Below are 23245 nucleotides of genomic sequence, written 5' to 3'. Positions count from 1 at the left end.
CAAGCGGCTCGCCGCCCTTTGCGCGTTCGACCGGCGAGGCGGAAAACCGGGGCGGCACCGGGCCAAGATCAGGCGAATGCAACTTACGGAAATAGAATGTGATAACTCCCGAAACCCCTCACACATTTTTCCGCCATGCTCTAAGGTGAAAACCCTCGGTTCCTGAAACCACTTGTTTTGCCTCGTTCTAATCGAATAAAGCGGTACAAGGAAAAGTAAGAAAGAGCGCCCGCCCGTGACACATCCGCCGAAGACCCCTCTGCTCGACCAGGTCACTTACCCCGCCGACCTGCGCAAGCTCGAGGATCGCGACCTGCCGCAGCTCGCCCGCGAGGTCCGCGACGAAATGATCGACGCGGTGTCGCGCACCGGCGGTCATCTCGGCGCCGGTCTCGGCGTGGTCGAGCTGACGATCGCCATTCACAGCGTCTTCGACACGCCTGACGACCGGCTGATCTTCGACGTCGGCCATCAATGTTATCCGCACAAGATTCTGACCGGCCGGCGCGACCGCATCCGGACCTTGCGCCAGGAAAACGGGCTTTCCGGCTTCACCCGCCGGGCCGAAAGCGAATATGATCCCTTCGGCGCGGCGCATTCCTCGACCTCGATTTCGGCCGGCCTCGGCATGGCGATCGCCGCCGATCTCGACAAGAACGACCGCCGCGTCATCGCCGTCATCGGCGACGGGGCGATGTCGGCCGGCATGGCCTATGAGGCGCTGAACAATGCCGGCGCGCTCGATGCCCGCCTCATCGTCATCCTCAACGACAACGACATGTCGATCGCGCCGCCGACAGGGGCAATGAGCGCCTATCTCGCCCGCCTCGCCTCGGGTCGCACCTATATGGGCTTCCGCGATTTCGGCAAGAAGCTGACGGCCTATCTCGGCAAGAACATCGACCGCGCCATCACCCGCGCCGTCGAGCATGCCCGCGGCTACGTCACCGGCGGCACGATGTTCGAGGAGATGGGCTTTTATCACATCGGGCCGATCGACGGGCATTCCTTCGACCATCTGCTGCCGGTGCTGCGCAATGTGCGCGACAACGCCCGCGGACCGGTGCTGATCCATGTCGTCACCCAGAAGGGCAAGGGCTATCCGCCGGCCGAAGCCGCCGCCGACAAATATCACGGCGTCAACAAGTTCGACGTCATCACCGGCGCCCAGGCCCGGGTCAAACCCAACGCGCCGAGCTATACCAGCGTCTTTGCCGAGGCGCTGGTGCAGGAAGCCGCCCTCGACGACAAGATCGTCGGCATCACCGCCGCCATGCCGAATGGCACCGGCCTCGACAAGCTCGCCGAAGCCTTTCCCTCACGCTGCTTCGATGTCGGCATTGCCGAACAGCATGCGGTGACCTTCGCCGCCGGCCTTGCGGCCGAAGGCTACAAGCCGTTCGCGGCGCTCTATTCCACCTTCCTGCAGCGCGCCTACGACCAGGTCGTGCACGACGTGGCGATCCAGGGACTGCCGGTGCGTTTCCCGATCGACCGCGCCGGCTTCGTCGGGGCCGACGGCCCGACCCATGCCGGCTCCTTCGACACCGCCTTCCTCGCCACCCTGCCCGGCTTCGTGGTGATGGCGGCGGCCGACGAGGCCGAACTCAAACATATGGTGCGCACGGCCGCCGCCTATGACGCCGGGCCGATCTCCTTCCGTTATCCCCGCGGCGAAGGCGTCGGCGTCGACATGCCCGCACGCGGCGAGATCCTGCAGATCGGCAAGGGCCGCATCGTCAAGGAAGGCACCAAGGTTGCTCTGCTTTCCTTCGGCACCCGGCTTGCCGACTGTCTGCTTGCCGCCGAAGATCTCGAGGCCGCCGGCCTGTCGACGACGGTCGCCGATGCCCGCTTCGCCAAGCCGCTCGACCACGATCTGATCCGCCAGCTCGCCCGCCACCACGAGATGGTGATCACCGTCGAAGAAGGCTCGGTCGGCGGCTTCGGCAGCCAGGTGATGCAATATCTCTCAAGCGAGGGCCTGCTCGACAACGGCCTGAAAATCCGCTCGCTGGTCATGCCCGACATCTGGATGGAGCAGGCCAAACCGGAAGCGATGAACGCCCATGCCGGGTTGGATCGCGCCGGGATCGTCGCGACGGTGTTCCGGGCCTTGGGGCGCGGGGTTGCGGTTGGGGTTGCGGGATAGGTGACTACGCGAGGGCGCGCCGTGTGGCCCCCTCATCCGCCCTACGGGCACCTTCTCCCCGAGGGGAGAAGAGGGAATCGAGACGTCGCCGCGAATCTCTTCTCCCCTCGGGGAGAAGGTGCCGGCAGGCGGATGAGGGGGCCGCCAAGCAGGCGCCCCAACAAAGAAAGCGGCGCATCTCCTGCGCCCGCCCACCGCTGTACTTGCTCCAGAAGCCACCCCACCCTCCGTCATGCTCGGCCTTGAGCCGAGCATCCACACCGCATCCACCAGTGCGGGTGGCATGGATCCTCGGCTCAAGGCCGAGGATGACGGAGGGTGAGGACATGTCCTAGCCAAACGCGTCGTCGGCGCAGTGGATCGCTGTATGGTTCTCGTGTTTATCTGCGGTCCCTCCAACGAAAAAGGGCGGCGCATTCCTGCACCGCCCTCTGCACTTAACATCCCATCCTGAGTGATCTCAGAACTCCGTCCAGTCTTCCTGCACCGCGACCGCAGCACTCGCCTGTCTTCCGCCGAAGGCCTTGGTGACCTTGCCGGCGAGTGCGCGGGCCGGAGAGGCGACCGGGCGGGAGGCCGGCGTTGCGGCGGCGGTCTTCTGGGCCGGAGCGGCAAGCTGGGTGCCGAGCTTGAACTGACGCAGCAGTTCATCCAGGGCGCTTGCCTCGCTGGCGAGCGCATGGCTTGCCGCGGTCTGTTCCTCGACCATGGCCGCATTCTGCTGCGTGCCCTGATCCATGTTGTTGACGGCGGTGTTGATCTCTTGCAGTCCGATCGACTGTTCTCGCGTGGCGGTGACGATCGCGTTGACGTTGCGGTTGATCTCCTGCACCTCGGCGACGATGGCTTCCAGCGCCTTGCCGGTTTCGCCGACCAGCGACACGCCGGTCTGGACATGTGTGCCTGACGTGGTGATCAGGTCCTTGATCTCCTTGGCAGCCTTGGCGGAACGCTGGGCGAGTTCGCGCACCTCCTGGGCGACGACGGCAAAGCCCTTGCCGGCCTCACCGGCACGCGCCGCCTCGACGCCGGCGTTCAGCGCCAAGAGGTTGGTCTGGAAGGCGATGTCGTCGATGACGCCGATGATGTTGGAGATCTCGCCCGAGGATTTTTCGATCTGCTGCATGGCCGAGACGGCCCTGCGGACGACATCGCCGGATTTTTCGGCGCCGAGACGGGTGCGCTCGACGAGATTGCCGACATCCTCGGCGCGTTTGGCGCTGTCGCGCACCGTCGTCGTCACTTCTTCGAGCGCTGCGGCGGTCTGTTCGACGGCGGCGGCCTGCTGCTCGGTGCGGTGGGCAAGATCGTCGGCGGCCGAGCGGATCTCGCCGGCGCCGGCATTGATCGCCGAAGCGTTGCGGCCGACCGACTGGAGTGCGGCCTGCAGCTTTTCGACGGCATTGTTGAAGTCGTTGCGCAGGCTGTCATATTGCGGCGCGAACGGCGTCTGGATGCGGGCGGCGACATCGCCGACGGCAAGGCCGGCTAGACCGCCGGCCAAGGCGTCGACGGCATAACGCAGCTCGCCTTCCTCGCGCGCCTTCTGCTCGTCGCTTGCCTGGCGTTGGCGCTCGGCGTCACCGCGCATGCGGTCGGTCTCGCCGGCAAGACGCAGCTTCTCGATCGCCGCCTGCTTGAACACCAGGACGGACTGGGCCATGCGGCCGATTTCGTCGCCGCGCTCGACAGCCGGCACCTCGATATCGTTCTGACCGCCGGCGAGGCGATCCATGGCCGCGGTCATGCCGACGACCGGGCGGACGATGGTGCGCGACATCAGCCAGGCAAGCACGGCGGCCGCAAGCGAAGCGACGATGCCACCGGCAATCAGCGTCGTCGTCAGATCTCTGTTGGCATCGGCGCGGATGGCGGCGAGCGCATTCGACTTTTCGCGGGCGGTGGCCTTGATCTTGGCGGACGCCTGGCGGAAACCGTCGAGCTGACCCTTGGTGGCGTTGACGCCGATCTTGACGACCTCTTCGATCGGCATGTCGGTTTCCTTGCGCGCCTTGGTCTGCGGCTCGGCAAGTTCATGGAAATAGAGGTCGGCGGCCTTCTGCATGCCGTCGATCATCTCGACCAGCTGCGGCTCGGCCGCGGCCGTCTGCTTGGCGGCGGCGATCGCCTTCAGCATGCGCTCGCGGTTGGCGAAGACATCGCCGTAAGTGCTGTCGCTGCGAAAGAGGATGAAGCCGCGCAGGTTGACCGCCTGCTCGAGCATTGCCTGCAACGCGTCGTCGATCTGGTTGACGAGCAGCTCCGACTTTTCCTGCTCGGCGGACGCGGCCGCCGACGCCGTTGCCTTGGAATAGACGAAGGCGGAGACGGACATGAAGATCAGAATGAGGGCTGCGAACGTCGCCGCAAGCTTCCCATTCAAGGATATGTTTTTAGCGGACATCGGTGAATTTCTCCTGACGACAGTCGACGCGGCGAGAGACAGGTCGCGCCAATGCGCAACCGCCAAGACTTTTCAATAGGAAACATGATCGGCGTAATGACGCCCTGCGCCTTCATGGCGCCAGAGAGGTTCGAGCGAACCGCTGCAATCGCGACGAAACTATGCGGGCAGGATTTAAATTTGTTTAAATTGTCGATCTCAGGAATTGCCCGCAACAACCGCTTCGGAACAAAATGCTTGCAACCGGCGGCTTTGCCGGTCATTCACAGCCGATGTCCGATCAAAACAGCCAACGCCTCGACCAGCTGCTCGTCTCCCGCGGCCTCTTTGCCAGCCGCTCGCGGGCGCGCGACGCCGTGCAGCGCGGCACCGTCCGCATCGCCGGCCAGCTGGTGACGAAGGCCGGCGCGCTCTTCGGCGCCGACGCCGATATTGCCATCGACGATCCGGCGCAGGATTACGTCTCGCGCGCCGCATTGAAGCTTGCTAGCGCCCTCGACCATTTCCGGCTCGACCCGGCCGGACATCACTGTCTCGATATCGGCGCGTCCACAGGCGGCTTCACCGAGGTGCTGCTGCAGCGGGGCGCCGCGCATGTCACGGCGATCGATGTCGGCCATGGGCAGATGCATCCGCGCATCTCAGGTGACCCGCGGGTGACGAACCGGGAAGGCCTCAACGCCCGCAACCTGACGGCCGAGGATATCGGCCACCCCGCAAGCTTCATCGTCTCCGATGTCTCCTTCATCTCACTGAAGCTGGCGCTGGCGCCGGCTCTTGACATCGCCTCGCCGGGCGCCATCGCCGTGCTGCTGGTCAAGCCGCAGTTCGAGGCCGGACGCGAGGCGATCGGCAAGGGCGGACTGCTGAAGGACCCCGCCTCTGCGCCCGCCGTCGCTGCGGAACTGGAGCGCTGGTTCACCGAGGACATGGGCTGGAACAGCCTCGGCCTCATCCCCTCCCCGGTTGCCGGCGGCGACGGCAATCAGGAATTCCTTCTGGCAGGATTGAAACCGTGAGCACCGAAACCGTCACCATCGAGAAGCTCGGCGCCCAGGGCGACGGCATTGCCGGCAGCGCCGCCGGCCCGGTCTATGTGCCCTTTTCTCTGCCCGGGGAAACGGTTGCGATCGCCCGCGTCAAAAGCCAGGGCACGATCATGTCGATCACGACGCCCTCGCCCGACCGGCAGGAGCCGCCTTGCCGGCATTTCGGTCCCGACGGCGTCAACGGCACCTGCGGCGGCTGCACGCTGCAGCATCTGGCGGATGCCCCCTACCGCGCCTTCAAGCGGCAGCTGGTGGTCGATGCACTCAAATCCAAGGGGCTGACGCCTGATGTCGGCGAGATCGTTCCGGCCCGGCCGGGCGAGCGCCGGCGCGTGGTGTTTGCGGCGCGCAAGACCGAGAAGGATATGCTGATCGGCTTCAACCAGGCCGAAAGCCATCATATCGTCGCCATCGAGGAATGTCCGATCTCGTCGGCAGGGGTCGTCGCCCGGCTGCCGGCGATCAAGGCGATTGCCGCCTCGCTGGCGACCAGCGCCGACCCCTTCCGGGTGGCGGTGCTCGAGACGCTTTCCGGCCTCGATATAGCGGCCGACGACATCAAGAAGCTCTCCGATCCGCAGCGGCGCAAGGCAATCGAGACCGTGCTCGGCCTGCGCGGAATTGCCCGCGTGACGCTGAACGGAGAAATCCTGGTCGAGCCGGCCAAGCCGCTCATCGATTTCGGCGGCGTCGAGGTTTCGCCGCCGCCCGGCGGCTTCGCCCAGGCGACCAAGCCGGCGGAAGAGGCAATGGTGGAGCTGGTGCTTGCCCATGCCGGCAAGGCTAAGCGGATCGCCGATCTCTTCGCCGGCACCGGCACGTTTTCGCTGCGGCTGGCCCGCATCGGCCGCGTGCATGCGGTCGAGGCCGAGGCAACGGCGCTCGCCGCCCTCGACCAGGCCGCCCGCAAGTCGCAGGGGCTGAAGCCGGTGAGCGTCGAAAAACGCGATCTCTTCCGCCGCCCGTTGATGACGCAGGAGTTCAAGCCCTTTGACATGGTCGTCTTCGACCCGCCACGCGCCGGCGCGGAGTTTCAGTGCAAGGAGCTTGCCCGCTCAGGCGTGAAGAAGATCGCAGCCGTCAGCTGCAATCCGCTGACGCTGGCCCGCGACCTTCAGATCCTCGTCGAGGGCGGCTACCGCATTACCGGGGTGACACCGATCGACCAGTTCCTCTGGACCTCGCATGTCGAGGTGGTGGCGACGCTGGAGAAATAAGCGGCGGCCTCACACTTCGCGGCCGAAGCGATCGCGATAACCAGAGCGTCAGGAACATCTTATCGGTCGCCCGGTTCGCTTCCCCGCTGCAAACTCATGCGCATTGGTCGCGTTCCGAGCTTTGCGCCGGTGACCGCATCGACTGCGACCGGCTCGATCTCCGATCCTGACTCGATATCGACATAGCGGGCGAGTTCGCCATCGCAATGGCGGTGTGCCCAAGCCCCGATCATCATCAGCACAGGCAGAAAATCGCGACCCGCTTCCGTGAGGACATATTCTTCGCGCGGCGGCCGTTCGGAATAGAGGCGCTTCTCCAGCAGACCATCCTCCGTCAGCGCCTTGAGACGCTTGGTCAGCATGGTCGGCACGATGCCGAGGCTCTTCCTGAACTGGTCGAAGCGGGTGAGGCCCGCGTGGGCGTCGCGCAGGACGAGAATACTCCACGCATCGCCGACGGATTGAAGGCCGCGGGCGACCGGGCATTGGGGAATCGGATTATTTTTCATTTAGTATCTTTTCGATAGTGACACGATATCGAAAAGATAGTAACAGATCGGCCAACGATGATCCACTCTTTTGGAAGCTGACAATATGACCGACAAAAACAGAAGCGTTGCACTGGTCACCGGTGCGTCCTCAGGCATCGGCCTCGCAACGGCAGAGTCTCTGGTAAAGGCCGGTTACCGCGTCTTCGGGACCAGCCGCAAACCGGTCGCCAACAGACCCGGGATAACAATGCTGATCTGTGATGTGGCGGATGAAGCCTCGGTGCAGGCGGCCGTTGCGGAGGTCGTCCAGCAAACCGGCCGGCTCGACCTCGTCGTCAATAATGCCGGCATCGGCCTCATCGGCGGTGCGGAAGAATCCTCGATCGCCCAGGCCCAGCGGCTTTTCGACGTCAACGTCTTCGGCGTGGCGCGCGTCGCCAATGCCGTGCTGCCGGTCATGCGGAAGCAGAAGAGCGGCCGGATCGTCAACATGAGCTCGATCATCGGCCTCATCCCGGCTCCGTACAACGCCTTCTATGCCTCGACCAAACATGCGCTCGAGGGCTACTCGGAATCGCTCGATCATGAAGTGCGCAACTTCGGCATTCGTGTTGTTCTCGTCCAACCCGGCGTCACCAGAACATCCTTCGAGGAAAATCTGACACGAGCAGACCAACCTCTTCCGGTCTATGCTTCGGAGCGCGCCCGCAGTGAAGCGCTGATGCGCAAATGGGTGGAGACGGGCGATGCGCCTGAGGTCGTCGCCGACATGGTCGTGAAAGCCGCAACCGCGAAGAAGCCGAAGCTGCGCTATTCAGCCGGCAAGCAGTCGCGCCAGGTCCGCTCGCTTCGCCGCTACCTGCCGGAGCGGCTGGTCGACAGCCTGCTGCGTAAGGTCAACGAGTTTCCGGCCTCAGCCTGACGCGTTAATCGAGGATAGGATTCAGATTTCAAGCCAACAGGCTTAAAGTCATCCTATCCTCGGTCAAGGAAACCGATTCCGAATGCGCAAGACCAAAAGACGCAATCCCTACTATGCGGGCCCGGTGTCCGACCACTTCGACGGCACGTACTTCTTCAATCCCGAAGGCATCGAGCCGCTTGGTTTCCGCGAGCTCTTGCGGTGGCAATTCGGCGGCGGCCGTGAGCGCTGGCCGCGGTCGGTCCCAAGTCCATTTGCGGCGGCAAAGCCGGATCCAAGCGTAGACGGCGAAGACCTGCGGGTGACCATGGTTGGGCATGCAACCATGCTGGTGCAGGTCGCCGGGCTCAATATTCTCACCGATCCGGTGTGGTCGGAGCGGGTCAGCCCCTTCACTTTTGCCGGCCCCAGACGCGTCGTTCAACCGGGCATCGCGTTCGATGATTTGCCGCCGATCGATCTCGTGCTGGTATCGCACAATCATTATGATCATCTCGATATCGCGACGCTCAAACGCTTGCATGCGAAGCATCGGCCGCGTGTCGTGACGCCGCTCGGCAACGACACGATCATCCGCCGCGCCGTGCCCGATCTGCAGACGACATCGATGGACTGGGGCGAGCGCATCTCGCACGCCGGAATAAGCATCGATGCGGAGCCTGCCCACCATTGGTCCGCCCGCGGAACCGCCGATCGCCGGATGGCGCTCTGGGCGTCGTTCGTCTTGTCGACGCCAGCCGGCAAGATCTATCACGTCGGCGATACGGGCTTTCACCACGGCATCAATTACAAAACGGCGCAGCGGAAACACGGCGGCTTTCGCCTGGCGATTTTACCCTTCGGCGCCTATGAGCCGCGATGGTTCATGAAAGGCCAGCACCAGAATCCTGAGGAAGCGGTGATGGGGATGAAGCTCGCAAACGCGGCCTATGTGGCCGGGCATCACTTCGCCACGTTCCAACTGACGAATGAAGCGGTCGACGCGCCGGTGAGAGCGTTGCAAGAGGCGATGAAAGAGCATGATATTGCCTCGGACCGGTTCCGGCCGCTCAGGGCCGGTGAGGTGTTCAATGTGCCGATGGTATAATCGGTATCGGTTTGCTCCCGGGACGCCGTTCAGCGGCGCATAAAGGCTTCGAAGGCCGCCCGGGCTTCGGCGCTTTTCAGGCGCGTGGCGAAATGACGGGCCTCGACGTCGATGCGGGCGATGACCTCTTCCCGGGAACCGCAAATGAGATCGCGGGCGATTTTCAAGGCCTCCGGTGGCTTGGCGGCGAGTTTCGCAGCCGCGGCAAGCGCCGCATTCTCCACCTCGTCCGGCGTCGTTACCTTCCAGATGAGGCCGGCCTCGCGGGCTTCTTCGGCGCTGAAGGCCTCGCCGGCGGCCAGCATGGCAAAGGCGCGCTGGTGGCCCATCACGCGCGGCGCAATCAGGCTGGAAGCCGCTTCCGGCACCAAAGCCAGATCGACGAAAGGCGTGCGGAACTGGCTGCGGTCGGAGGCGATCGTCAGGTCGCAATGCAGGTTGAGGGTGGTGCCGATGCCGATCGCCAGGCCGTCGACCCCTGACACCAGCGGCTTTTCGGATCTGGCGAGCGCGTAGAGGAAATCGATCAGCTCGTCTCCCATGCTGCCGCCCATGGCAGTGGCAAGAAAATCGCCGATGTCGTTGCCGGCCGAGAAGCTGCCTTCGGTGCCGAGAAAGACCGTCACTCTGATATTCGCGTCCGCATTGGCGGCGGTGAGCGCATCGGTCATGGTGCGATACATCGCCCGTGTGAAGGCGTTCTTCTTTTCCGGCCGGTTGAAGCGAATGAGCTGAACGCCGGGATGGGCGGAAGGCTGCTCGACGATGATGTGGTCGGTCATAGGATCTCCTCAGAACTCCATGGGGCCTGTCAGGCAAGCAGGATGCGGGCGGCGGCGAGGCTCGCCGCGCCGATAACGACCCGGTCGCGAAGGGCCGCGGTCTCGGCAAGCAGGTTTTCGGCGGCGAAGCGGCAGAGGGCGATGCGGCCCTTGCCTTTGCCGTCGCCGCTTTCGGCCAGAGCACCCTTGGCGAGATAACAGCCGGTGAGCACGAGGCCGAACAGGCGCTGATAGGGAGTGGCGCCGGCAAGCGCCTCGGCGGCCCTCCCATCGGCAAGTGCTGCCAGAAGCCAGGCGGTCGTCTCATCGAGATCTGAAATCGCGGCGCCGAGTCTGGCGGCAGTCTCGCCGAAACCGTCGAGATTGGAGCGGCCGACAGCCTCGGCGATCGCCTTCAATTCGGCGATGAAGCCCATGACCTGATCGCCGTCGGAAAGCGGCAGCTTGCGGGTGACGAGGTCGATTGCCTGGATGCCGTTGGTGCCCTCGTAGATCGGGGCGATGCGGGCATCACGCAGATAACGCGCGGCACCCGTCTCCTCGATGAAGCCCATGCCGCCATGCACCTGAATGCCGAGCGAGGCGACCTCGACGCCGGCATCGGTTGAAAACGACTTGGCGATCGGCGTCAAAAGCGCGGCGCGTTCCTGCCAGTGGCGGCTATCGCCTGCCCGGCGCGACATGTCGAGCGCATGGGCGCAGGCATAGGAGATGGCGCGCGAACCTTGGGTCAGCGCCTTCATGGTGAGAAGCATACGGGCGACGTCGGGATGTTCGACGATCGGGCTCATGCCGGCGCCGGTCGAACCCGGCGCCCTGCCCTGCGTGCGTTCCCTGGCATAGGCGAGCGCCTTCTGGGTGGCCGCCTCTGCGATCGCCACGCCCTGCATGCCGACGGCGAGACGCGCATTGTTCATCATCGTGAACATGCAGGCGAGCCCCTTGTTCTCCTCGCCGACCAGCCAGCCGATCGCACCCTTTTCGCCGCCGAACCGGCCGTCCCCATAGATCATCGTGCAGGTCGGCGAACCGTGGATGCCGAGCTTGTGCTCCAGCGAATGGCAGAAGAGATCGTTGCGGGCGCCAAGCGAACCGTCGTCGTTCACCAGGAATTTCGGCACGAGAAAGAGCGAGATGCCGCGTGTGCCGGCCGGCGCATCCGGCAGCCGGGCCAGCACCAGGTGGATGATATTGTCGGCCGCGTCGTGCTCGCCCCAGGTGATGAAGATCTTCTGGCCAAAGATGCGATAGCTGCCGTCGGCGCGCCGCTCGGCGCGGGCCTTCAGCGCGCCGAGATCGGAGCCGGCATGCGGCTCCGTCAGGTTCATCGTGCCGGTCCATTCGCCGGACACCATCTTTGCCAGATATTTGTCTTTCAGCGCCGCACTGCCATGGGTGCTGACCGCCTCGATCGCGCCCATCGTCAGTGTCGGGGCGAGCGCAAAGGCCATGGAGCCGGAATTCCACATTTCTAGCGCCGCGACATTCAGCATGTCGGGCAGGGCCTGGCCGCCGAAGGCTTCGGGCGCCGTCAGGCCGTTCCAGCCGCCGGCGATCCAGTTGCGGTAGAGATCGCGCCAGCCATCCGGCAACCTGACTTCGCCGTCGATGAGGCGGGCACCCTGGCGGTCGCCGATGTCGGCGAGCGGCGCCACCTCCTCTGTGGCAAAACGTCCCGCCTCGGAGAGAATAGCGTCGACCAGATCTTCGCCGAGGTCGCCGAAAAGACCGTTCGACAGCGCCTCCCCCATATCCGCTACATGCTTCAACGTGAACGCGATTTCCTCGACAGGCGCCTTATACATGCTTTCTCCTCCATGGGACCGGCCTGCACTTCGTGCAAAACCCCTCCGAGGCCAGGGCTAATTGATTTTTACGTAAACGTCAATTTCGATTTCCCGGCCTGCCGTGCGATAGTTTACCCGACCTGGCGGTTTGCTCTTGCACAGTTGCACAAATGGACGTCATGGAGAATTTCTAGAATGACATCGCCTTCGCAAAGGACCGGCGAACAATGGATACATTGCCCGTCAACATCCCCGGTTTCGTCTGGGCCTATCGTTTCTCGCCGGATGACAAGACCGCGGTGCGGCTGAACAACAGCGCGACGGTGGCGGAGCTGACCGCCGACAACTGTTTCTACTGGCTGCATCTCAACCTGGTCGACGCCCGCGTGCCGGCCTTGCTCGAGACGCTCGACGGGCTGACCGAGGACGCCAAATCGGCGCTGACGACGCATGACACGCATGCGGCGATCACCGTCGACGAGCAGATGCTCTACGGCACGCTCGTCGACTGCCAGCGCGATTTCGCCCAGGACACCAACAATCTCGGCTGGCTGCATTTCGCCATGTCCGACCGCTTCATCATCACCACGCGGCTGCAGCCGCTGCGCAGCGTCGAGCGGGCGCGCGGGCTGATCGAGAAGAATCCGGGCAAATTCGCGCGGCCGGTCGATCTCTTCGAACTGCTGGTGATCGAGTTTCAGCGCACGCTGATCGCCATCGTCATCGAACTCACCGAAGAGCTGAACCAGATCGAGGATATCGTCTACGACAACGCCCCGCGCGACGAGCGCCGCCGGCTGGCGCCGGTCAGGCGAACCGTGGTGCGGCTGCATCGCCATCTGCGCACGGTGTTGGCGCTGATGCGCCGGGCGGCGGCGGCCGATGAGGACGAGATGCCCTTCGGCTTCGACGACGTGGCGCGGCGGCTGACGAGCCGGCTGGAGACGGTCGACCACGATATCTATGCGCTGCAGGACCGGGCGCGCCTGCTGCACGAAGAAATCGATTCGAAACAATCCTCCGAAACCAACCGCCACCTCTATCTGCTGTCGATCATGACCGCCTTCCTGCTGCCGCCGACGCTGGTGACCGGCTTTTTCGGCATGAACACCGCCAACCTGCCCTTCGCCGTCGGCGATTACGGCACGGAATACGCCGTCATCCTCATCGTCGGCTCCGTCGCGCTTGCCTGGTGGCTGCTGCGGCGGGTGAATATTCTTTGAATGTGTGAGAGGCGGCGCCTTTCGCCTTTCTCTGCTACAGATTGCAACACCTATAACAGGGCTCATCCATTCTCCGTCATCCTCGGGCTTGACCCGAGGATCCATGCCCGCTGCGGTGGAGGCCAATGGATCCTCGGCTCAAGGCCGAGGATGACGGAGGATGGGGTGACGTTCCGGCCAAACTCACCTTCGGCACACCGCAATTGCGCGACGCTGCGCGCGCCGCCACCTCGCCCGGAATAGTTCTTGCACGGTTACTAATATATTTACCGTGGGGAGACCTAATGTCATGAAATGGTGCACATCCGGAGAATTTGCCCCTCTGATGCTCGTTGTGAGTGGGCCGGAAAAATACAAGCTCGTCGCAACTCTCGTGCAAGCCGCGGAGATGCTGACCGTTGGCTGGCCAATCGACGATGGAGAAGAATATCTCACGGCGATTATGGCTTGCCGGGACGCAATACATGGGGAGATTCCGGCTCAGGCTGCGCGAGCAGCGCTTATCCGTGCCGCCGACGAAGCTGGCATTTCGGTAATCACTGTCGTTCACTGAGCTTCGCAGCCGACGATGAAACGGGCTCACGGGCTCTTGCATGCCGCCCTCTCTTTCCCCTGCATGCGCAGGTCCATGAGCGGCTGCTGGTACCGTCCGGCGTGGTGACTCGGGCTTGGTCAGCCGAGCCGATAGTCATGTTTCAAAACGAAAGCCGACGGACGGAAGCCGTCCAACACAGTCGCTGCGCAATCGTGTCTCCCGCTACGGGCGCTTCTGACCCCGATATCTCAGGGAATTAGGCGCAGAGCTTCCCCCACCCTCCGTCATACTCGGGCTTGACCCGAGGATCCACCTTGGCCTCCATCAGCAGCGGGCATGGATCCTCGGCTCGAGGCCGAGGATGACGGAGGGTAGGGTAACCAACTCACGTCGCGCGTCCCCTACCTCACCTCAATAAGGCGAATAGCACTGCTGGCGCGGGCCGTTATAGGGCTGGAACGTGTTGTCATAGGCCCGATAGGAGCGGTAGCGGTTGGCGCACCAGGCGACGTGCGCCGAGCCATAGCGCGGCGCGGGCGCAACGTAGCGCGGGGCGGCAATGACTGCACCAGCGCCGAAGGCGGCGAGCGGGTACCAGTAGCCGTTATAGCGGCGATAGCCCGGGCGGTAATAGCTGTAGCCGCGATAGCCGCCATACCAGCCGGGGCGGTAATAGGCGCCGGGGCGATAGCCGGGCCGGTAATAGTCGCGGCGATAATAGCGGCGGTATTGGACCTCCTCGACGGCGGAGGATTTCTCCACCTGCGGGGCGGTGGGCATCTGAATTGCCTGCGACGGGGCAAAGCCCGTCAGCACGACGGCGGCAGTAAGAATTGCGGTCGCGATTTTGTTTTTCAGCCCGATCATTCTTCTCTCCCATTCAACGGCGATCACCGCCTGCCACGCAACGCGTTCGTGGCTGAATGGTTCCGAAGGCAGCCGGGGACCGGCTGTTTTCTGTTTTAGATCGGCGGACCTGAGCCGGCCTTAATTGCAGGCGACATGCATCAGGCGACGGCGGAGATCTTCGCCTGGTCGCCCTGCAGCCGGTTCACCATGAAGTTCGAATACCATTCGAGGAACTGCATGACGCCGCCCTCGTGCAGGGAGGAATAGGGGCCGGGCTCGTAGGCGGGCGAGTGGATGCCGAAGGCATTCTCTTCGACGATGCGGCGATCCTGATCGTTGGTCTCGGTCCAGACGTGCGTCAGCTCCTCGAGATTGTAATCCACGCCCTCGACCGCGTCCTTATGGACGAGCCACTTGGTCGTCACCGCCGTCTCGTTGGCGCTGAGCGGCAGCACGCGGAAGGAGATGGCATGGTCGCCGAGCAGGTGGTTCCAGGTCGTCGGATAGTGGAAGAGCAGCATGGTGCCGATATGGCTGATCGAGATATCGTCGGCGATCCGGCGCTTGACGGCCGGCTTGCCGGACATGGTGTAGCTCTCGGCATCTTCGATCAACGGCATGCGGGCGGTACGGAACTGACCGTCCGGGGAAATCTGGAACTTGCTCGGCAGGCCGGCGGCCTCGCAGCGCGCCCAATGGCCGGCGATTTCGGGATCGTCGGCGCCGCCATCGGTGCCGGTGACGCTCGGCGCTTCAGGATAGGTGCGGCAGAGTTCCGGGTGATTGGCGGCGCAGTGATAGCACTCGCGGTTGTTTTCCCAGACGAGTTTCCAGTTGCCCTTCTCGATGATCGTGCTCTGGAAGGCGACCTTGGTCTCGCCGATCCGATGCGGCGCCATGTAGGGCTCGACCTTGTCGCGCACCGTCTGGAAATCCGGGGCGGTGTCGGCGAGGCAGATGAAGATATAGCCGGCCACGCTCTCGCAATGGACGGGCTTCAGGTTGAAGCCGGTCTTGTCGAAATCATCCCCCATATGGCGGGCGAAGGCGAGCTTGCCGTCGAGATCATAGGTCCACTGATGATAGGGGCAGACGAGACGCACGGAGGAGCCGTGCTCCTTGGTGCAGACGCGCGAGCCGCGATGGCGACAGCTATTGTGGAAAGCGCGGATGACATTGTCGCGGCCGCGCACGATGACGACGGGATAGCGGCCGATCTGGACGGTGAAATAAGCGCCCGGCTTCGGCAGTTCGCAATCATGGCCCATGAACAGCCAGTCGCGATAATAGATCATCTCCATGTCGAGCTGGAAATAATCCTCGTCGATATAGAACGGCTGCTCGAGGCTGAAGCCCTCACGGCGGTTCTTGAGCTGACGCAAAACGTTGCTGCGAATATCCATCTTCATATCCTCGTGCATCCGGCTGCCGCCGTTAAGCGGGAAAAACCGCTGAAGCGCGCCCGCTTCCTTCTCCTCTTGGAGAATTGTTCATGGCGTCATTTAATCACCGAGCCCGCCTGCTGCTTGGTTGCAATGCGACATCGGCTTCGAAATTGACGACAGGATGCGGCAAGGCCGTGACGGCCCGCCCGCTCGATCGCATCGCCGACTCTCCAGGCAATTATCGTCAATTGCGACATGGCGTAAAGTCCCGTTTCGCAAAGAGGTCGGCTGCCGGATGCCGATCACCGTCGCATTTGCGACATCTGCCGGCAGCCGTGGCGCAGCCGGAACCGCGTTAACAGCGCCTTAAGCATAGGACCCTATCCTTGCGATGAATCAGACCGACCGAAGAACGCGAACCATGGCCAGACTCCGCTATTTCGATGCGAAGGACACCAGCAGATTGCGGGAGCGGCAGCCGATTGCCGCCCATTCCGAATTCCTGCGCACCGGCCGCATCCCGCGCGAACGGCGGCACTGGCTGGCAGAGGAAAAGCGCTACCTCACCCATGACGAGGTCGCGGCAAAGACCGGCCGCAAGCTGCAGGTCGCCGGCGAAAAAACGCATCAGCACATCAACGGCTTTCATCACTCGATCCAGTTTCCGAAGATGGTCTTCCACCGGACGCTGGAGGACAGCCCGCATCTCGGCTATTGCCATGTCACCGCCGCGCGCACGAAGTTTGCCCATTATGACGAGGTGAGCTGGGCCTTTTATATTGCGAATTTCTATTCCGACATCGGCGACAACGACAATTTCTTCCAGCGCATCGACGTCGGCTATTCCCGCATGTATTTCGCCGTCGCGATAAAACCGGGCGAGGATTCCTCCGAAAGGATGACCATCGACCGCTCGGTACGCGGCAATGGGTTGCTCTTCCGCACCCACGACCCACAGGCGGCGATCCGCAACGTCCTGCTGCTCGGTGCCCGCAACGAACAGCTGCGCGAAATCATCCGGCAGCTATAACAGCGATTGATCGGTGGCGATGGAAAGCCTAATGACTGCCGGGATCAATCCGGGCAGCACATGGCACGCATCATCGACATAGAGACAGACAGGCAGGCGGCGCTCGAAGCGGCCTCAGCCGCTCTTGCCGACGGCTTTGCCATCGCCATGCCGACCGAGACGGTCTACGGCCTTGCGGCCGACGCCACCAACCCCGCCGCCATCACCCGCATCTACGAGACGAAGGGCCGGCCGCGCTTCAATCCGCTGATCTGTCACATGGCCGACCTTGCCATGGCCGAACATCATGCCGAGTTCGATCCGGTGTCGCGGGCGCTCGCCGAAGCCTTCTGGCCCGGTCCGCTGACGCTTGTGCTGCCGCTCAAGGCCGAAAGCCCGATCCATTCGCTGGCGACCGCCGGTCTCGACAGCGTCGGCGTGCGCGTTCCGAAGGGGTTCGCCGGCGCCCTGATCGGCGCCTTCGGCCGGCCGCTCGCAGCCCCGAGCGCCAATACCTCGGGCGCCATCAGCGCGACGAGTGCTGCCCATGTCGAGGCCGATCTCGGCGCGAAGATTCCGTTGATCCTCGATGCAGGCCCGAGCACGGTCGGCGTCGAATCGACGATCGTCAAGGTGGAAGGCGACCGGGTGAGGCTGCTTCGGCCCGGCGGCCTGGCGGCGCGCGAGATCGAGCGTGTCGCCGGCAGGCCGCTGCTGCGCGCCAAAAAGGCATCGGCGGCCATCGAGGCGCCGGGCATGCTCGCCTCGCATTATGCGCCGGGCGCCAGCGTGCGTCTCAATGCGACCGCGGTGGAACCCGGCGAGGCGCTGATCGCCTTCGGCGGTGCGGCAGTCGAAGGCGCGCGCGACGCACGCATCGTTCTCGACCTCAGCCCGCGCGGCGATCTTGCGGAAGCGGCGGCCAACCTTTTCGACTACATGAAGCGGGCCGATGCCAGCGGCGTTTCGAGCATCGCCTTTTCGCCCATTCCCGACGACGGCCTGGGCGAAGCGATCAACGACCGTCTGCAAAGGGCTGCCGCCCCGCGCGACTGACAAAGCTGATAGAAGCGACAGAGGATCGACCCGATGAGCAGCCCCGGCATTTCCACCGATCTTCTCGACCGCTTCGCCGCCATCGTCGGCGACAAATACGCGCTGCGTGGCGAGGCCGACCTGGCGCCGCATCTGATCGAAAACCGCGGGCTCTATCACGGTTCCTCCCCTCTCCTCTTAAAGCCCGGCACGGTCGAGGAGGTCTCTGATATCATGAAGCTCGCCAGCGAGACCGGAACCGCAATCGTGCCGCAGACCGGCAATACCGGCCTCGTCGGCGGCCAGACGCCGCGCCCGGGCCAGTCCGATATCATCCTGTCGCTCGAGCGCATGAACAGGATTCGCGACATCGATCCGGTGGCCAACGTGCTGGTCGCCGACGGCGGCGCCATTCTTGCCGATGTGCAGAAAGCGGCCGAGGCGCATGGGCGGCTGTTTCCGCTGTCGCTCGGCTCGGAGGGCTCCTGCCGCATCGGCGGCAATCTCTCCACCAATGCCGGCGGCACGGCGGTGCTGGCCTACGGCAATATGCGCCAGCTTTGCCTCGGCCTCGAAGTGGTGCTGCCGACCGGCGAGATCTGGGATGGCCTGCGCCGGCTGAAGAAGGACAATACCGGCTACGACCTGCGCGATCTCTTCATCGGTGCCGAAGGCACGCTCGGCATCATCACCGGCGCGGTGCTGAAGCTGTTTCCCCAGCCGCTCGGCCATCAGGTGGCATTCGCCGGCCTCAATTCGGTCGAGGACGCGCTTGGTCTCTTCAACCTTGCCGCCAGCCTCTGCGGCACCTCGCTCACCGGGTTCGAGTTGATGCCGCGTTTCGGCGTCGAGATCACCACGCGCCATATCGACGGGGTGCGCGATCCGCTGGACGCGGCCTATCCCTGGTACGTGCTGATCGATATTTCGACATCGGATTCGGCCGAGACGGCGGAGCGGATGATGAACGGCGTCCTCGAACAGGGTTTTGAGGCCGGCCTGGTGCTTGATGCGGCGATCGCCTCATCCGTCGCCCAGCAGAAGGCCATCTGGCACATGCGCGAGAGCATGTCGGATGCCCAGAAGCCGGAAGGCGGATCGATCAAGCACGACGTGTCCGTGCCGGTGTCGAGGATCCCGCATTTCATCGCCGAGGCGGAACAGGCCGTCATGGTGGCCATGCCCGGAGCCCGCATCTGCGCCTTCGGCCATATGGGCGACGGCAATATCCATTACAATATTTCCCAGCCGGTCGGCGCCGACAAGGCCGCCTTCATCGCCCGCTGGCGCGAAATGAACCACATCGTCCACGGTCTGGTGCTCGCCCATGGCGGTTCGATCTCGGCCGAACACGGCATCGGCCAGCTGAAACGCGACGAACTGGCGGCGATCCGCCCGGCGATCGAGATCGAGCTGATGCGCCGCATCAAACGCGCTTTCGATCCGGCTGGTATCATGAACCCTGGGAAGGTGGTCAGCCTCGACGTTTGAGGTCGGCGGTCGGGGGACAGCCCCTCATCCGCCCGCCGGCACCGACCGGGGTCGAGCCACGGGTCTCGACCCGTCCTTCGGACCCCCGCCTGCGGGGAGAAGGGGGATAGCCGCAACCTCTCCGTCCCTCGCCAACCTCTCGCAGGGCACGTCCCCTCGCCCCGTTGTTACGGGGAGAGGGTTAAGGTGAGGGGCAAATCATTGAAACTGAAGAGAGATTAGAACTTCTATCAGCCGCCGCCGGTCAGGATCTGCAGCGCTGGCGATTGCTGGGCGCTGTTCTGGACGTCGTACATCGCGGTGAAGCGGCGCAGCAGCTTGTCGACCTTCTTCGGATCCTGGAGATCCTCGAGCTTGACAAAGCGGTTGATCAGATCGGCCTGCTTGGCGACGTCCATGCTCGATATCTGAGCCGGCAGGCTGTAGGCCGTCGTGATCACCTGATAGAGCGCCTTGTCGCCGAGGATCGAGTAGATCGAGGTGATGCTGGGAGCCTTGCGGCTGAAATAGAGCGCCAGGCGGACGCCGTCGTTGGTTTCGCCTTGCTGGGCTTCCAGCATCTGCCTGACAAAGAGCTCCTGGGTGTTCTCCTCGGCCGCCTTGTTCTGGATCGTGCCGATCTTGGCGCGGGTCAGGTTGCCGTCCTTGTCGAAGTTGAAGGCGGCGACGATGTCTTTGAAGCGCGCATCGGCTTTGGCGTTCAGGTAGCTCTTCTTGTCGTCGGGATCGGAGGTGAAAATCTTCTTCAGCGTCGCCTTGTCGTAATCTTTCGGGTCGAGGCTGTTCGCCTTCAGCACCAGATCGGTCAGGCGGCTGTCGTCGAGGAAATCGTCGAGTGACTTCACCTTGGCCATGCCCTTGGCAAAGTAATCGACTTCGGCGGTCGCATCCTTCGACGCCTTGTCCTTTACCGGTCCAGCCTTCAGCAGCATGGTCATATGCGCCTTGTAGTCGGTGGCGTATTTGGCCAGGGTCGCGTCGGGCAGCGCCTGGAAGGGTGACGCCGCCTTGCCGTCCGGGCCGAAGTTGAAGGCGCGAGCGAGATTGGTGATGCGTTCGTCCTTCAGCGAGGCGATATAGCCATCCGGGTCATAAGCATCGCTCGTCAGGATCTTGCGCATCATCGAGCGCGGCACATCCTGGTCGGTCAGGCCGAAGGCCTGCAGCGCCACATGATAGGGATCCGGCAGATTGTCGTTGCTCTTCTTGAAATCGGCCGCGGCATTGGTGCGCAGGAAGTCGTTGACGCTCTTGATCTCGGCAGTATCGAGCAGGCTCGAACTGTCGGCCATCATGCTCGAGTAATTGTCGGCGACTTCATCGATCGCCTCGTCGCGCTCGTCGTCATAACGCGCCATATAGTTGTCATTGGTGGTCTGCGCCTGATCGGCCGTCTGCACCGAGCTGACGGCCGGGAGCGATCCATCGGCAGCGAAATTGAAATCGGCGTTGAGATCGGCATGGCCGGCGGCGGCGGCAGCCGTCGCATCGGTCAGGATGCTCTTCAGATCGGCGTCCGAGATGTTGAACGGCAGATTGTAGGTGCTCTTCAGGAAATTGGTGATGGCGGGATCGGCGATGAGCTCATCGACATTGGCGATCGTCGCCATCCGGGAAGAATAGTCGTCAGTGCGCGCTCCGGCGGCAATTTTGGTGTTGGTGATCTGGCTGGACGTCTGCGCGGCCAAGCCATCCTCGAGCGATCCGTCGGCCTTGAAATTGAAGGCGGCGGCGACATCCGCATAGGTGCCGGTGCCGCTCTGATCGGTCAGGATGTTGCGAAGATCGACGTCGGTTACGGTAGACGGGATGCCGTAGGCATTGCGCACGAAGTTGTTGAGCTTCTGGTCCGCCAGCAACTGATCGACGTTCGAGATTCCGGCGATGGTCGACTGGTAATAGACGGCCGCATTGTCGGCCTTGCTTGTCGTGTTGGCGCTTTGGGTGGCGGTCTGCGAGGCATAAAGGGTGGCGACGGACCCGTCCGTCTTGAAATTGAAGAGATCGTGAACGTCGCTATAGCCCTGGGCGCTGGCCGCCGCCGGATCGACGAGAAAAGTCCTCAGCGTCGCATCGGAAACACTGTCGGCGATCTGCATGCTTGTTCTGAGATAGCTGACCGCAACGGGATCGGACATGAGGTCGTCGACATTGGTGACATTGTCGATCATGGCGTTGAAGTGGGCGGCATTCGCCGCCGACTTGTCGGTCGTCGATTTCCGCTGCGTGTCGGTCTGGATCACCGAACCGTTGATCGAACCGTCCGCCTGGAAGTTGAAATCGGCATTGATATCGGCATGGCCCTGCGCGGCGGCATAGGCCGGATCGGTCAGGATGTTCTTCAGATCGGCATTGCTGAAATCTGTGCCGAGCCCATAGGCATCCTTGATGTAGCGCGCCATGATGCCGTCGGCCAGCAGGTCGTCGACATTGGTGATGCCGCTCGATTGCGAGGTCACGCGATAATAGTTGGCCGTGCTCGACGCCGCCGACGACAGCTTGTTCGCCTGCTCGATGGTCCGCACACGCGCCGTGTTCGAGGTCGAACCATCCGCCTTGAAATTGAAGGCGTTGTAGACATTGGTAAAGCCCATCAGCTGGGCATAGCTGGTGTCGGTCAGGACCTTGCGCAGTGCTGACGCAGTGAAGTCGGCGCCCATGCTGTAGGCGGTCTTGATATAGGAGGTCAGGCGGCTGTCGGCGACCAGATCGTCGACATTGGTGATCGTGCCGATCTTGGCGGTATAATAGGCCTTGTTGTATTCGGCCGCCGTCTTGCTGACATAGACAACGTCCGAACCGACCGAATTGTCGATGATGACGGACTGGGAATTCAGCGTGTAGGTCTCGATGACCGAGGCCTTCTGCGCCGCGGTCTGCGCCGTGCCGTTGACGGTGCCGTCGGCATTGAAGCTGAACTGGGCGGCAAGCGCCTTGTACTTGTCGCCGCCCTGCGTGTTGACGACGCTTGCGGGGTCGCTGAGATCGCTCGTCAGTACCTGGCGCAGAAAATCCTTCGACGCATAGGTCGGATCGATCTTGAAGGTCTTCAGCACATAGGTGCGCAGCCTTGTGTTATTGACCAGATCGTCGACGGTCTGCACGCTGTCGATATTGTTGCTGTAATAGGTGCTCTCGGCGGCCGACGCCTTGTCGGCGTCAACAAAGGACTGCTTGTACAGGCCGATGAGCTCGTCCTCCTGAGCATCCGTCTGCACGTCCTTTTCGGGCGCGTTGAAATTGAAGGCGGCGGCGAATTCGCGGTAGCGCGCATCGGAGAGCTTGTTGGCGTAGCTGTTGGGATCGGTCAGATCACTCTCCAGCACCTTCTTCATGAACGCCTTGGCGTAGGTCATATCCTCGAGACCATAGGCCTTCATCGCATAGCTGTAGAGCTTGTAATCGCCGAGGAAGTCGTCGACCGAGGTGACCTTGTTGATATGGTCGGCGTAGTACTGCGCATCCTTCTTGACCGTCGCCTGCGACGCAACCTTGTTGAGGCTCGACGTCATATCCTTCGACAGGATCGAATAAGCGAGGGAAGCCGTAATCATCAAAAGCGCCCTTTTGGCAAAATCTCTAAAAAAACGACGAACTGCCGGTAAGCCCATTTTGCCACGCAAAACTTACCCGAGACTTACGTCCGGGCTGCGTCATTTCGGGACGGCACACCGTTCACCTTCCGGAAACCCTGCCGGATTCGGTTTTGATAACCATCAGGGGAGGCAAAGTTTTCTTAACCGCAATTTTTAAGCTGTACGGAAGGGCGCCCGCCTATTGTCGGCCATAGAGGACGAAAAGTCCCGAGGAGAAGACCGCAAACCGGC

Annotated in this window: 18 protein-coding genes; 10 read left to right on the top strand and 8 right to left on the bottom strand. The window is 63.0% G+C overall.

All coding sequences use genetic code 11. The features are described from left to right. Positions 1–235: 235 nt before the first annotated feature. Complete coding sequence (gene dxs / locus K6M89_RS07460; RefSeq protein ID WP_222138960.1) at positions 236–2152, top strand: 1-deoxy-D-xylulose-5-phosphate synthase; 1917 nt, start codon at positions 236–238, stop codon at positions 2150–2152. A gap of 460 nt (positions 2153–2612) precedes the next feature. On the opposite strand, the gene K6M89_RS07455 is transcribed toward dxs, so the two are convergent. Beyond that, complete coding sequence (locus tag K6M89_RS07455) at positions 2613–4556, bottom strand: methyl-accepting chemotaxis protein (protein WP_222138959.1); 1944 nt, start codon at positions 4554–4556, stop codon at positions 2613–2615. Further along, positions 4532–4819, bottom strand: coding sequence for a hypothetical protein (locus K6M89_RS07450; RefSeq protein ID WP_222138958.1), 288 nt, complete (start codon positions 4817–4819; stop codon positions 4532–4534). Before K6M89_RS07450 ends, K6M89_RS07455 begins: the two co-directional genes overlap by 25 nt. Positions 4820–4828: 9 nt before the next feature. On the opposite strand from K6M89_RS07450, the gene K6M89_RS07445 reads away from it, so the two are divergent. After that, positions 4829–5575: a TlyA family RNA methyltransferase gene (locus tag K6M89_RS07445; protein ID WP_222138957.1), complete on the top strand. Its 747-nt coding sequence runs from the start codon at positions 4829–4831 to the stop codon at positions 5573–5575. Then, the gene (locus K6M89_RS07440) at positions 5572–6822 is read left to right on the top strand and encodes a class I SAM-dependent RNA methyltransferase (RefSeq protein WP_222138956.1); all 1251 of its coding nucleotides are present in this window, start codon (positions 5572–5574) and stop codon (positions 6820–6822) included. Before K6M89_RS07445 ends, K6M89_RS07440 begins: the two co-directional genes overlap by 4 nt. A 59-nt stretch (positions 6823–6881) precedes the next feature. On the opposite strand, the gene K6M89_RS07435 is transcribed toward K6M89_RS07440, so the two are convergent. Next, positions 6882–7331: a winged helix-turn-helix transcriptional regulator gene (locus tag K6M89_RS07435; protein ID WP_222138955.1), complete on the bottom strand. Its 450-nt coding sequence runs from the start codon at positions 7329–7331 to the stop codon at positions 6882–6884. Between the two features lie 85 nt (positions 7332–7416). On the opposite strand from K6M89_RS07435, the gene K6M89_RS07430 reads away from it, so the two are divergent. Beyond that, positions 7417–8235 (top strand): oxidoreductase, encoded by an 819-nt coding sequence (locus tag K6M89_RS07430; protein WP_222138954.1) that lies wholly within the window; start codon positions 7417–7419, stop codon positions 8233–8235. 82 nt (positions 8236–8317) lie between these two features. Continuing rightward, positions 8318–9322, top strand: coding sequence for an MBL fold metallo-hydrolase (locus K6M89_RS07425; RefSeq protein WP_222138953.1), 1005 nt, complete (start codon positions 8318–8320; stop codon positions 9320–9322). Positions 9323–9351: 29 nt separating this feature from the next. Here the strand turns inward: K6M89_RS07425 and K6M89_RS07420 are convergent, their stop codons facing one another. Beyond that, positions 9352–10104, bottom strand: a complete 753-nt coding sequence (locus K6M89_RS07420) for a crotonase/enoyl-CoA hydratase family protein (protein WP_222138952.1) — start codon at positions 10102–10104, stop codon at positions 9352–9354. Positions 10105–10133: 29 nt separating this feature from the next. Then, complete coding sequence (locus K6M89_RS07415) at positions 10134–11909, bottom strand: acyl-CoA dehydrogenase family protein (protein ID WP_222138951.1); 1776 nt, start codon at positions 11907–11909, stop codon at positions 10134–10136. Positions 11910–12118: 209 nt separating this feature from the next. Here K6M89_RS07415 and K6M89_RS07410 point away from each other — a divergent pair, with 209 nt between their 5' ends. Further along, positions 12119–13114, top strand: a complete 996-nt coding sequence (locus K6M89_RS07410; protein ID WP_222138950.1) for a transporter — start codon at positions 12119–12121, stop codon at positions 13112–13114. A gap of 289 nt (positions 13115–13403) precedes the next feature. Then, complete coding sequence (locus K6M89_RS07405) at positions 13404–13667, top strand: DUF982 domain-containing protein (RefSeq protein WP_009986459.1); 264 nt, start codon at positions 13404–13406, stop codon at positions 13665–13667. 393 nt (positions 13668–14060) lie between these two features. On the opposite strand, the gene K6M89_RS07400 is transcribed toward K6M89_RS07405, so the two are convergent. Further along, complete coding sequence (locus K6M89_RS07400) at positions 14061–14516, bottom strand: BA14K family protein (protein WP_222138949.1); 456 nt, start codon at positions 14514–14516, stop codon at positions 14061–14063. A 140-nt stretch (positions 14517–14656) separates the two neighbouring features. Then, positions 14657–15901, bottom strand: a complete 1245-nt coding sequence (locus K6M89_RS07395; RefSeq protein WP_097580098.1) for an aromatic ring-hydroxylating oxygenase subunit alpha — start codon at positions 15899–15901, stop codon at positions 14657–14659. A 403-nt stretch (positions 15902–16304) separates the two neighbouring features. On the opposite strand from K6M89_RS07395, the gene K6M89_RS07390 reads away from it, so the two are divergent. Genes K6M89_RS07390 through K6M89_RS07380 form a run of 3 tightly spaced genes read left to right on the top strand, consistent with a single transcriptional unit; the run spans position 16305 to position 19418 of the window. Continuing rightward, positions 16305–16913: a DUF6656 family protein gene (locus K6M89_RS07390; protein ID WP_010030774.1), complete on the top strand. Its 609-nt coding sequence runs from the start codon at positions 16305–16307 to the stop codon at positions 16911–16913. Positions 16914–16973: 60 nt separating this feature from the next. Beyond that, positions 16974–17948, top strand: coding sequence for an L-threonylcarbamoyladenylate synthase (locus K6M89_RS07385; RefSeq protein ID WP_222138948.1), 975 nt, complete (start codon positions 16974–16976; stop codon positions 17946–17948). 33 nt (positions 17949–17981) lie between these two features. Then, positions 17982–19418, top strand: a complete 1437-nt coding sequence (locus K6M89_RS07380) for an FAD-binding oxidoreductase (RefSeq protein WP_222138947.1) — start codon at positions 17982–17984, stop codon at positions 19416–19418. Between the two features lie 230 nt (positions 19419–19648). Here the strand turns inward: K6M89_RS07380 and K6M89_RS07375 are convergent, their stop codons facing one another. Beyond that, the gene (locus tag K6M89_RS07375) at positions 19649–22972 is read right to left on the bottom strand and encodes a DUF1217 domain-containing protein (RefSeq protein ID WP_222138946.1); all 3324 of its coding nucleotides are present in this window, start codon (positions 22970–22972) and stop codon (positions 19649–19651) included. Positions 22973–23245: the final 273 nt, after the last annotated feature.

The sequence above is a fragment of the Rhizobium croatiense genome, from assembly GCF_019793465.1.
Lineage (GTDB): Bacteria > Pseudomonadota > Alphaproteobacteria > Rhizobiales > Rhizobiaceae > Rhizobium > Rhizobium croatiense.
Note: the sequence above shows the minus strand (reverse complement) of the source record. Positions and strands in the feature narration are given on the sequence as shown.